Origin of the sequence: Streptomyces sp. NPDC050508, from assembly GCF_040655155.1 — a bacterium.
Taxonomy (GTDB): Bacteria; Actinomycetota; Actinomycetes; order Streptomycetales; family Streptomycetaceae; genus Streptomyces.
The window spans coordinates 151,840-162,445 of sequence record NZ_JBFAJJ010000019.1 but is presented as its reverse complement, the minus strand read 5'-3'; the positions used below and the strand labels follow the sequence as shown (position 1 = coordinate 162,445).

Genomic DNA, 10,606 nt, shown 5'->3' with positions numbered 1-10,606 from the left:
GGCGTTTCTGCGGGCGCTGCGGGACGCGGCGACCGGCGGTGACCAGGCCTTGGGTATCGCCGACTGACCTTGGTTTCGCCGGTCAGGGGCGGCCGGACCGGGACTCGGTCTGCCCTCCCGCGGCCCGACGGTCCCCTTCTCGATGTCTCCGTGCCCCCCTCGGCCCCTGTGCCGGGACGTTCGGCCCCTGAGGACTCCGCCCCTCCCCGGGATACCACGGAAGAGGAGACCGTCCGGAGGGAGTACGACATGTTCCAGGTACGCATCCACGGCCGCGGCGGTCAGGGTGCCGTCACGGCCGCGGAGTTGTTGTCGGTTGCCGCGTTCATGGAGGGCCGCCACGCGCAGGCCTTCCCGAGCTTCGGGTCGGAGCGCACGGGAGCGCCGGTCATGGCGTTCTGCCGGATCGACGACCGGCCCATCCGGGTGCGCGAGCCCGTCATGCGGCCCGACGCGCTGGTGATCCAGGACGCGACGCTGCTGCACCAGGTGAGTGTCTTCGAGGGACTGTGCCCCGGCGGCAGTGTGCTGATCAACTCACCGCTTCTGATAGGGGACTTGGGTCTCTCGGACGTCATCACGCCGGGCCGCGCCCTGACCGTCCCCGCCACGGCACTCGCGCTGCGGCACTTCGGGCGGCCGGTGCCGAACGCCGTCCTGCTGGGCGGGCTGGCCGCCCTCACCGGGTGTGTGTCGATCGAGTCGCTCGGCGCCGCCGTCCAGGAACGCTTCCCCGGCGAGCTGGGAGCCGCGAACGCGGCCGCCGCCCGGGAGGCCTACGACCACGTCAGCACCGCCCAGTGGGAGGAGCAAGCCCATGCTCAAGCAGACTGAGGGCTCACGCGCGGTCGCCGAGACCGTCGCGTACTGCCGGCCCGAGGTGATCGCGGCTTATCCGATCTCGCCGCAGACGCACATCGTGGAGGAGCTCAGCAGGCTGGTGAAGTCCGGTGCGCTGAAGCCCTGCGAGTACGTCAACGTCGAGTCGGAGTTCGCCGCGATGTCCATGTGCATCGGAGCCTCGGCGGCCGGTGCCCGCACCTACACGGCGACCGCCAGCCAGGGGCTCCTGTACATGGTGGAGGCGCTCTACAACGCCTCCGGGCTGGGCCTGCCGATCGTGATGACGGTCGCCAACCGGGCGATCGGCGCGCCGATCAACATCTGGAACGACCACAGCGACAGCATGTCGCAGCGCGACTCCGGCTGGATCCAGCTGTACGCGCGCGACAACCAGGAGGCCGCCGACCTGCACCCGCAGGCGTTCAGGCTGGCCGAGGAGCTGTCGCTGCCGGTGATGGTGTGCATGGACGGCTTCGTCCTCACGCACGCGTGGGAGCGGATCGAGGTGCCGGAGCAGGCCCAGGTCGACGCGTTCCTGCCGCCGTACGAGCCGCGCCAGGTCCTGGACCCGGACGAGCCGGTGTCGATCGGCGCGATGGTCGGTCCGGAGGCCTTCACCGAGGTGCGCTATCTGGCGCATGCCAAGCAGATGCAGGCACTGGACGCGATCCCGCGGATCGCCGGGGAGTTCCGGGAGGTCTTCGGGCGTGACTCCGGCGGGCTGGTCCATCCGTACCGCTGCGAGTTCGCCGACACGATCGTCGTGGCGCTGGGCTCCGTGTTCGGCACCGTGTGCGATGTCGTGGACGAGATGCGGGACCGTGGGGTGCGGATCGGGGCGATGGCGATCACGTCGTTCCGCCCCTTCCCGCTGGACGCGGTACGGACCGTGCTCGGCGGAGCCCGCCGAGTGGTCGTGCTGGAGCGGGCGTTGGCGGTCGGCATCGGCGGGATCGTCTCGGCGAACGTACGCACCGCGCTGTCCGGGATACGGCTCGACGGCCACACCGTGGTCGCGGGGCTCGGCGGGCGGCCGATCACCAAGGAGTCGCTGCACCGGCTGTTCGACGACGCGGTCGCCGGGCGTCTGGAGCAGCTGACCTTCCTGGACCTCAACACCGAGTTGGTGGAGCGGGAGTTGGCACGGATGGCGCAGACCAGGCGGTCGGGCCCGTCCGCGGAGAACATCCTGCGCGATGTGGGGAGCAACCGATGAGCGCCGCACCACAGGTCAAGTTCTACCAGGTGGGCAGCTTCGCCGCCGGAAACCGGCTGCTGGGGCCGGAGTTGCAGTCCGACCAGGCCGACCCGGCCCGCGCCAACGCGCTGACCTGCGGCCACCGCGCCTGCCAGGGCTGCGGCGAGGCGCTGGGCGCCCGCTACATCCTGGACGCGGCCCAACGGGCGTCCGACGGCAAAGTGATCGCGGTCAACGCGACCGGCTGCCTGGAGGTGTTCTCCACGCCCTACCCCGAGACGTCGTGGCAACTGCCCTGGCTGCACTCCCTGTTCGGCAACGCGCCCGCGGTCGCCGCGGGCGTGGCCGCCGCGCTGCGCGCCAAGGGCCGTACCGACATCCGGGTGGTCGGGCAAGGGGGCGACGGCGGCACCGTCGACATCGGGCTCGGCTGCCTGTCGGGCATGTTCGAACGCAACGACGACGTCCTGTACGTCTGTTACGACAACGAGGCCTACATGAACACCGGCGTGCAGCGCTCCGGGGCCACTCCCCCGGCCGCGCGCACGGCGACCACCCAGGCGGTCGGCGAGGAGCCGGGCGCCCCCTTCGGGCAGGGCAAGAACCTGCCGCTGATCGCGATGGCGCACGAGATCCCGTACGTCGCCACCGCGACCGTGGCCGGCCTGCGCGACCTGGAGGCCAAGGTGCACCGGGCGATGGGCATGCGCGGCGCCCGCTATCTGCATGTGCTGGTCCCCTGCCCGCTGGGCTGGGGCACGGCGTCCCACGACACGGTGCGCATCGCGCGGCTGGCCGAACAGACGGGCCTGTTCCCGGTGTTCGAGGCCATCGACGGCGAGGTGACCGACGTGACGCAGATACGGCGGCGGGTCCCCGTCGAGGAGTACCTGCGCCCGCAGAAGCGGTACGCGCACCTGTTCAAGCCCGAGTCGCGCACGGACGTCATCACCCACCTGCAGCGGACCGCCGACCGCAACATCGCCCGCTTCGGGCTGCTCGCCGAGGAGGCAGTGCCGTGAAGGACAAACCGTTCGCGATCACCCTGGACGTGGGGTCCAGCCTGGCCAACCACACCGGCGCCTGGCGGACCGAGCGCCCCCAGTACGTCGACCGGCTGCCGCCCTGCAACCAGGCGTGCCCGGCCGGCGAGAACATCCAGCAGTGGCTGTTCCACGCGGAGAGCGGCGACTACGAGTCCGCCTGGCGGCAGTTGATGCGGGACAACCCGCTGCCCGCCGTCATGGGCCGGGTCTGCTACCACCCCTGCGAGACCGCCTGCAACCGCGTCCAGGTCGACAACGCCGTCGGCATCAACTCCGTCGAGCGCTTCCTCGGCGACGAGGCGATCAGTCGCGGCTGGACCGTCGAGGCCCCCTCGACGACTTCGGGCAAGCGCGTCCTGGTCGTCGGCTCCGGCCCCGCCGGACTGTCGGCCGCCTACCATCTGCGGCTGCTGGGCCACGAGGTGACGATCCGTGAGGCGCAGGAACAGCCCGGCGGGATGATGCGCTACGGCATCCCCCGCTACCGGCTGCCCCGCGAGGTCCTGGACGCGGAGATCGCCCGCATCGTCGCACTGGGCGTCACGCTCGAACTGGACACCCGGGTCGACGACGTGCTCGCCGCCCAGCGCGACGAGGGCTTCGACGCGGTGTTCCTGGCCGTGGGCGCGGGCATCGGCCGGCGCACCTACATCCCGGCGGGTGACAGCGCGAAGATCCTCGACGCGGTGGCACTCCTCGGCAGCATGGAGGGCGAGGGCCCGCCCCTGCTGGGGCGGCGGGTCGCGGTCTACGGCGGTGGCAACACGGCCATGGACGCGGCACGCACCGCCCGCAGGCTGGGCGCGACCGACGCCGTGGTGGTCTACCGGCGTACCCGGGACCGGATGCCGGCCCATGACATCGAGGTCGAGGAGGCCCTGGAGGAGGGCGTGCGGATGAAGTGGCTCTCCACCATCAAGCACGCCGACGAGAGCCGGCTCACCATCGAGCGGATGAAGCTCGACGAGACCGGATTCCCGCAGCCCATGGGCGAGTTCGAAGAGCTGGAGGCCGACACGGTGGTCCTCGCCCTCGGCCAGGACTCGGACCTGTCCCTGCTGAAGGGAGTGCCCGATCTGTCGGTCGACCACGGCATGGTCCAGGTCGCCGACGGCCTGATGACGGGTCATCAGGGCGTCTTCGCCGGCGGCGACATGGTGCCCGCCGACCGCACGGTCACGGTCGCCGTAGGCCACGGCAAGAAGGCGGCCCGGCACATCGACGCCTATCTGCACGGCAGTTCGTACGACCTGGGCACCAAGCACGCCCCGGCCGACTTCGAGAACCTCAACACCTGGTACTACGCGGACGCGCCCGCCTCCATGCGGCCACGGCTCGAACTGGCCCGGCGCGTCTCGACGTTCGACGAGGTGGTGCAGGGGCTCGACGAGTCCACGGCACTGTTCGAGGCCCGGCGGTGCATGTCGTGCGGGAACTGCTTCGAGTGCGACAACTGCTACGGCGTCTGCCCGGACAACGCGATCACCAAGCTCGGTCCCGGCAAGGGGTTCACGATCGACCTCGACTACTGCAAGGGCTGCGGGCTGTGCGTGGCCGAGTGCCCGAGCGGGGCGATCGAGATGGTGCCGGAGGAGTGAGCGAGCACCGGCCATGACGTGGCCCCCGCGCCTTCCCGGCGCGGGGGCCACGTCCGTCGTGCGCGTCAGCCGACGAACTCGCCGACGGCCGCCTTCAGTTCGGTCAGTCCCTTCTTCGCGTCGGTGAAGAACATGCCGGTCTTCGGGTCGGTGTACAGCTCGTTGTCGACGCCCGCGTAGCCGTGGCCCATCGAGCGCTTGATGACGACGATGCTCTTCGCTTTGTCGACGTCGAGGATCGGCATGCCGGAGATCGCGTTGCCGGGGCGGCGTGCGATCGGGTTGGTCACGTCGTTGGCGCCGATCACCAACGCCACGTCCGCCTGCGGGAATTCGGGGTTGACGTCGTCCATCTCCTTGAGCTGCGTGTAGGGCACGTTGGCCTCGGCCAGGAGCACGTTCATGTGTCCCGGCATCCGGCCGGCGACCGGGTGGACGGCGTAGCTGACGTCGACGCCGTGCTCGGTCAACAGCTTGGCCAGGTCGCCGAGTTCGTGCTGTGCCTGGGCGGCGGCGAGGCCGTACCCGGGGACGAAGACGACCTTGCGCGCGTAGGCGAGCTGGATCGCCACGTCGTCGACGGAGATCGCGCGCACCTGGGCGGGTGCTCCGTCCGCGCCGACCGCCGTCGGGGCGCTGTCGCCGGTGCCGAAGCCGCCGATCACGATGTTCATGATGGAGCGGTTCATGGCGTCGGCCATCAGCTTGGTGAGGATGCCGCCCGAGGAGCTGACGAGCATGCCCGCGATGATCAGCGCGGTCTCGTTGAGGACGAAGCCGGCCATCGCGACCGCCGACCCCGTGAAGGCGTTCAGCAGGGCGATGACGACGGGCATGTCGGCCCCGCCGATGGGCAGCACCATCGTCACGCCGAACAACAGAGCGACAACGACCAATCCGAACAGGGCCATTGAGGAGTCCGGGGCCAGCACCAGCCAGACGGTGCCGACAGCGAAGGACGCCGGGAGCAGCACGTTGAGCAGGCGTGCCCCCGGGAACACCACCGGCGAGCCGGACACGAGGCCCTGGAGCTTGCCCGCCGCGACGAGCGAGCCGGAGAAGGTGACGGCTCCGATGACGATACTCAGGGCGCCCGGCAGCGAGACGCGTGCGCCGAGCGCGGACGGATGGTCGGCCTGGAGCAGGTCGTTGACCGCGATGACGGCGGCGGCGCCACCACCAACGGCGTTGAAGATGCTGACCAGTTGCGGCATGTCGGTCATCTTGACCCCGCGCGCGGCCCACAGGCCGAGTGCGGCACCGACGAGACCGCCGCTGACCAGGACGAGCCAGCCGGTACTGGTGATCCGGCTCTCGTGGACGACGAGCCACACCGTGCCGCCGATCGCGACGGCCATGGCCCCGGCGGAGAGCGTGTTGCCGCGGCGGGCCGTGCGCGGGTGGTTCATGAGGTGCAGGCCGATCACGAAGCAGGCGGCCGCGGCCAGGAAGACGTAGTGGACGGCGTTGGAGACGGTGTCCATGACGGTCACACCTCCGCCTTCTCGTTGTTCCTGGCGGTGGGCCGGGCCTTGAACATCTCCAGCATCCGGTCGGTGACGACGTAGCCGCCGACCACGTTCATGGCCCCGAACACCATGGCCACGAAGGCCAGGACATAGCCGAGCCAGGTGTGCGACCCGGCCGCGATCAGCATCGCGCCGATGACGACGATGCCGTGCACCGAGTTGGAGCCGGACATCAGCGGGGTGTGCAGGGTCGCCGGGACCTTGCTGATGACCTCGATGCCGACCAGGACGCTCAGCACGAAGACGGTGATCGCGGTGAGGAGGTCGAGGTTGTTCATGAGGATGCACCTCCTGTCTGGGACGCTCCGCCCGTCAGGGCGGCCGTGATCTCGTCGGTCGGGTCGAGGACGAGTTCGCCGTCGGGCGCCAGGTGGCGCAGGAGGGCGACGAGGTTGCGGGCGTAGGCGGTGGACGCGGCGGTCGCCATGGCGGACGGCAGTCGGCCGGCGCCGATCAGGGTGACGCCGTTGTCGAGGACGGTGGTCTTGTCGGCCTCGGTGCCCTCGACGTTGCCGCCGAACTCGCTCGCCGCGAGATCGACGACGACCGAGCCGGACTTCATCCGTCCGACGACCTCGGCGGTCACGAGCAACGGCGGTTTGCGGCCGGGCACTTGGGCGGTGGTGATGACGATGTCGGAGCCGGCGATGTGCTCGTTCAGCGCGGCTCGCTGAGCCTGCTGTTCCTCTTCGGTCAACTCCCTTGCGTAGCCGGTCTGTTCGGCGCCCGGTTCCGGTGCCTGGGAGGTCTGTATGTCGAGGAACCGGGCGCCCAGCGACTCCACCTCCCCTCGGGACGCGGGGCGTACGTCGTACGCCGAGACGACGGCGCCGAGGCGGCGGGCGGTGGCGATGGTCTGCAGCCCGGCCACTCCGGCGCCGAGGACGAGGACCTGCGCCGGGCGCATGGTGCCCGCCGCGGTGGTCAGCATCGGGTAGAACCGGTCGTAGGAGTCGGCGGCGAGGACCGCGGCCTTGTAGCCGGCGACGTTGGCCTGGGAGGTCAGCGCGTCCATGGACTGGGCGCGGCTGAGAGTGCGGGGCAGCAGATCGAGGCTCACCGTGCGGACCCCGCGCCCGGTCAGTTCGTCGACGAGGGCGGGGTGGCGGAGCGGTTCGAGCAGTCCGATCAGGGTCTGCCCGGTGCGCAGCGCCTCGGCGCTCTCCGGGTCGGGCGGACCGACGCACAGCACGGCGTCCGCGCGGGCGTACAGCTCCTCCGGGGACACGACGGTCGCGCCGGCCTCGGTGTAGTCGGCGTCGGCGAACCAGGCGCCGGACCCGGCACCGGCCTCGACGAGGACGTCGACTCCGGCGCGGCGCAGGAGAGTTACGGCCTCGGGGACGAGGGCGACGCGGCGTTCGCCCGGCGCCCTTTCCCTCACGGCTCCTACGGTGACGGTTCCCATGATCTGCTGCCTCTCCCTGTGGCCCCGGGGTTGCCGGGGTCAGAATTCGAAGACGAGCCGTGCTTCGGCCCGTCCGCCGAGGACCTCGTCGAAGGAGTCGTTGACCTGGTCCAGGCGCCGTGTCTCGGCGATGACCTTGGTGCGGCCGGCCGCGTGCAGCGCGAACACCTCGGACAGGTCCTGACGGGTGCCGACGATGGAGCCGATGACGGAGATACCGCCGAGCACGGTCTCGAAGATGGGCACGTTGATCGACGCGTTGTCGGCGGGCAGGGCGACCATGACGAGTCGTCCGCCGCGGTTGAGCGACCGGTAGGCCTGCTCGAACGCCTTGGGCGCGGCGGCCAGCACGACGGCCACGTCCGCGCCGCCGGCCTTCTTGATCTCCTCGACCGGGTCGTGCGTACGGGCGTTGACGGTCAGGTCGGCGCCGAGCTGGTGAGCCAGGCCGAGCTTGTCGGGTTCGAGGTCGACGGCGGTGACGAAACCGCCGACCAGGCGCGCGTACTGCACCGCCAGGTGGCCGAGGCCGCCGACGCCGAAGACGGCGACCCGCTCGGCCGGGGTCACCCGGGCCACCTTGATGGCCTTGTACGTGGTGACGCCCGCGCAGGTCAGCGGTGCCGCGTCGAAGGACGACACGCCGTCGGGGACCCGGACGATCGCGCCGGCACTGGCGACGGCGTACTCGGCGTAGCAACCGTCCACGGAGTAGCCGGAGTTGACCTGGCTCTCGCAGAGGGTCTCCCAGCCGGAGACGCAGTAGCGGCAGGTGCCGCAGGACGAGCCGAGCCACGGCACGGCGACCCGCTTGCCGATCAGGTCGCCGGAGACGCCCGCGCCGACGGCCTGGACGGGGCCGACGCCCTCGTGGCCGGGGACGAAGGGCGGCTGCGGCTTGACCGGCCAGTCGCCGTGGGCCGCGTGGATGTCGGTGTGGCAGAGGCCGGAGGCCTCCATCTTCACGAGCACCTGGCCGGGGCCGGGCTCGGGGACGGGAAGGTCCTGGATCTCCAGTGGCTTCCCGAAGTCGGTGACGACTGCCGCCTTCATGATCAACTCCTCAAGTGGTTGCGCACCGGGGCGCCTTGACCCGGGTCACGAAATGCAGCCCGTCTCCGGCTGCGAGGGAGAAGCCGCCCGGTGTGCCCGGTTCCACGTCCAGGACGTAGAAGGGGCGGCCGTGCGCTTCGTACTGGTCCGCGTTCACGTGGAAGGTGCAGCCGTCCACCACGCCGACGAGCATGTCGCCGTCTCCCAGGGCGAATTCGCCGCCCGGGAAGCACATCGGGTCGCTGCCGTCGCAGCAGCCGCCCGACTGGACGAACATCACGGGGCTGCCGTGGGCGGCGCGCAGGGCCGCGATGGCCTTGCGCGCCGCACGCGTTGCGGTGACGCGCCCGACGGTGCCGTACTCCACTGTTCCGGGCATGTCGCTGCGCTCCTCTAGAACAGCCCGAGCGGCTTGTCGCTGTAGCTGACCAGGAGGTTCTTGGTCTGGCTGTAGTGGTCGAGCATCATCTTGTGTGTCTCGCGGCCGATGCCGGAGACCTTGTAGCCACCGAACGCGGCACCCGCGGGGTACTGGTGGTAGCAGTTCGTCCAGACGCGGCCGGCCTTGATGGCGCGGCCCATCCGGTAGGTGCGGCCGGTGTCGCGGCTCCACACGCCGGCCCCGAGGCCGTAGAGCGTGTCGTTGGCGATCTCCAGGGCCTCGGCCTCGTCCTTGAAGGTGGTGACGGCGAGGACGGGTCCGAAGATCTCCTCCTGGAAGACGCGCATCTTGTTGTGGCCCTTGAGGACGGTCGGCTCGTAGAAGTAGCCGTCCGCGAACTCCCCTTCCATGGTGGGCCGGTGGCCGCCGACGAGCAGTTCCGCACCCTCCTTCAGACCGATCTCGACGTACGAGGCGATCTTCTCGATCTGCTGCTTGGAGACCTGCGGGCCGATCATGGTCGCGGTGTCGAGCGGGTCGCCCTGCCTGATGGCGCGGATGCGCTCCAGGCAACGGCCCATGAACTCCTCGTAGATGTCCTCCTGGACGAGTGCGCGCGAGGGTGCGGTGCAGACCTCGCCCTTGTTGAACGCGTACAGGACGAGTCCTTCGACAGCCTTGTCGAGGAAGTCGTCGTCGTGGGCGGCCACGTCGTTGAAGAAGATGTTCGGCGACTTGCCGCCCAGCTCCAGGGTGACCGGGATGATGTTCTGGGCCGCGTACTGCATGATCAGGCGGCCGGTGGTGGTCTCGCCGGTGAAGGCGACCTTGGCGATGCGCTTGTTGGTGGCGAGGGCCTTGCCGATCTCGGCGCCGGGGCCGTTGACGACGTTGAGGACGCCGGGCGGCAGGTGGTCGCCTATGACCTCCATCAGCTTGAGGATGGACCACGGGGTCGGGGAGGCGGGCTTGAGCACCGTGGCGTTGCCGGCGGCGAGCGCCGGGGCCAGCTTCCACGCGGCCATCAGCAGCGGGAAGTTGAACGGGATGATCTGGCCGACCACGCCCAGCGGCTCGTGGAAGTGGTAGGAGATCAGGTCCTTGTCGATCTCGGTGATCGAGCTCTCCTCGGAGCGGATCGCGGCCGCGAAGTAGCGGAAGTGGTCGGCGGCGAGGGGGATGTCGGCCGCGAGGGTCTCGCGGACCGGCTTGCCGTTCTCCCAGCTCTCGGCGATCGCCAGTTCCTCGCGGTGGGCGTCGATGGCGTCGGCGACCGCGTTGAGGGCGGCGGCACGCTGGGTGGTGGACGCCTCGCCCCACTTGGGCTGTGCGGCGTGCGCGGCGTCCAGGGCGAGTTCGATGTCCTCGGGTCCGGACTTCGGGACCTCGCAGATCGGCTTGGCGGTGGCGGGGCACAGGTTGGGCGAGTACTGGCCCGTGGTGGGTGCCTGCCACTTGCCGCCGATGAAGTTCTCGTAGCGGGGTGCGACGTCCACGGGGCTGCCCGGCCTGCCCGGAGGCTGGTACTTCATGACCGTCCCCTTTCTCA

The 10,606-nt window shown here is 70.3% G+C and carries 10 protein-coding genes; 4 read left to right on the top strand and 6 right to left on the bottom strand.

The features are described 5' to 3' along the window. Positions 1–249: 249 nt before the first annotated feature. From AB0I69_RS39835 to AB0I69_RS39820, 4 genes are read left to right on the top strand one after another with little or no spacing between them, the layout of a single operon-like run. Positions 250–834 carry a 2-oxoacid:acceptor oxidoreductase family protein gene (locus tag AB0I69_RS39835; RefSeq protein ID WP_363100656.1) on the top strand — a complete coding sequence of 195 codons (585 nt, stop codon included), beginning with the start codon at positions 250–252 and terminating at the stop codon, positions 832–834. Continuing rightward, on the top strand, positions 818–2,059 hold the full coding sequence (gene porA / locus AB0I69_RS39830) for a pyruvate ferredoxin oxidoreductase (protein WP_363100655.1): 1,242 nt from the start codon (positions 818–820) through the stop codon (positions 2,057–2,059). Before AB0I69_RS39835 ends, porA begins: the two co-directional genes overlap by 17 nt. Beyond that, a complete protein-coding gene (locus AB0I69_RS39825; RefSeq protein WP_363100654.1) occupies positions 2,056–3,063 on the top strand; it encodes a thiamine pyrophosphate-dependent enzyme in 1,008 nt (335 codons plus the stop codon). Before porA ends, AB0I69_RS39825 begins: the two co-directional genes overlap by 4 nt. Continuing rightward, entirely contained in the window at positions 3,060–4,685 is a 1,626-nt protein-coding gene (locus AB0I69_RS39820) for an NAD(P)-binding protein (protein ID WP_363100653.1), read from the top strand. Before AB0I69_RS39825 ends, AB0I69_RS39820 begins: the two co-directional genes overlap by 4 nt. A 65-nt stretch (positions 4,686–4,750) precedes the next feature. Here the strand turns inward: AB0I69_RS39820 and AB0I69_RS39815 are convergent, their stop codons facing one another. The 6 genes from AB0I69_RS39815 to AB0I69_RS39790 are packed head-to-tail and all read right to left on the bottom strand — an operon-like array spanning position 4,751 to position 10,589. Continuing rightward, on the bottom strand, positions 4,751–6,169 hold the full coding sequence (locus AB0I69_RS39815) for an NAD(P)(+) transhydrogenase (Re/Si-specific) subunit beta (protein ID WP_363100652.1): 1,419 nt from the start codon (positions 6,167–6,169) through the stop codon (positions 4,751–4,753). A 5-nt stretch (positions 6,170–6,174) separates the two neighbouring features. Next, positions 6,175–6,492, bottom strand: coding sequence for an NAD(P) transhydrogenase subunit alpha (locus AB0I69_RS39810; RefSeq protein ID WP_363100651.1), 318 nt, complete (start codon positions 6,490–6,492; stop codon positions 6,175–6,177). Then, positions 6,489–7,622: an NAD(P) transhydrogenase subunit alpha gene (locus tag AB0I69_RS39805; protein ID WP_363100650.1), complete on the bottom strand. Its 1,134-nt coding sequence runs from the start codon at positions 7,620–7,622 to the stop codon at positions 6,489–6,491. The genes AB0I69_RS39810 and AB0I69_RS39805 overlap by 4 nt, the downstream gene beginning before the upstream one ends. A 39-nt stretch (positions 7,623–7,661) precedes the next feature. Next, positions 7,662–8,675, bottom strand: coding sequence for a zinc-dependent alcohol dehydrogenase (locus AB0I69_RS39800; protein WP_363100649.1), 1,014 nt, complete (start codon positions 8,673–8,675; stop codon positions 7,662–7,664). 10 nt (positions 8,676–8,685) lie between these two features. Next, positions 8,686–9,054: a DUF779 domain-containing protein gene (locus tag AB0I69_RS39795; RefSeq protein WP_363100648.1), complete on the bottom strand. Its 369-nt coding sequence runs from the start codon at positions 9,052–9,054 to the stop codon at positions 8,686–8,688. Positions 9,055–9,068: 14 nt separating this feature from the next. Further along, complete coding sequence (locus tag AB0I69_RS39790) at positions 9,069–10,589, bottom strand: aldehyde dehydrogenase family protein (protein ID WP_363100647.1); 1,521 nt, start codon at positions 10,587–10,589, stop codon at positions 9,069–9,071. Between the last annotated feature and the right edge of the window lie 17 nt (positions 10,590–10,606).

What these genes read in the sequence shown, in the direction of transcription:
- AB0I69_RS39800 (WP_363100649.1), bottom strand. Translation starts at nt 8,675, where the DNA reads ATGAAGGCGGCAGTCGTCACCGACTTCGGGAAGCCACTGGAGATCCAG.
- AB0I69_RS39795 (WP_363100648.1), bottom strand. Translation starts at nt 9,054, where the DNA reads ATGCCCGGAACAGTGGAGTACGGCACCGTCGGGCGCGTCACCGCAACG.
- AB0I69_RS39805 (WP_363100650.1), bottom strand. Translation starts at nt 7,622, where the DNA reads ATGGGAACCGTCACCGTAGGAGCCGTGAGGGAAAGGGCGCCGGGCGAA.
- AB0I69_RS39825 (WP_363100654.1), top strand. Translation starts at nt 2,056, where the DNA reads ATGAGCGCCGCACCACAGGTCAAGTTCTACCAGGTGGGCAGCTTCGCC.
- porA (WP_363100655.1), top strand. Translation starts at nt 818, where the DNA reads ATGCTCAAGCAGACTGAGGGCTCACGCGCGGTCGCCGAGACCGTCGCG.
- AB0I69_RS39790 (WP_363100647.1), bottom strand. Translation starts at nt 10,589, where the DNA reads ATGAAGTACCAGCCTCCGGGCAGGCCGGGCAGCCCCGTGGACGTCGCA.
- AB0I69_RS39835 (WP_363100656.1), top strand. Translation starts at nt 250, where the DNA reads ATGTTCCAGGTACGCATCCACGGCCGCGGCGGTCAGGGTGCCGTCACG.
- AB0I69_RS39810 (WP_363100651.1), bottom strand. Translation starts at nt 6,492, where the DNA reads ATGAACAACCTCGACCTCCTCACCGCGATCACCGTCTTCGTGCTGAGC.
- AB0I69_RS39815 (WP_363100652.1), bottom strand. Translation starts at nt 6,169, where the DNA reads ATGGACACCGTCTCCAACGCCGTCCACTACGTCTTCCTGGCCGCGGCC.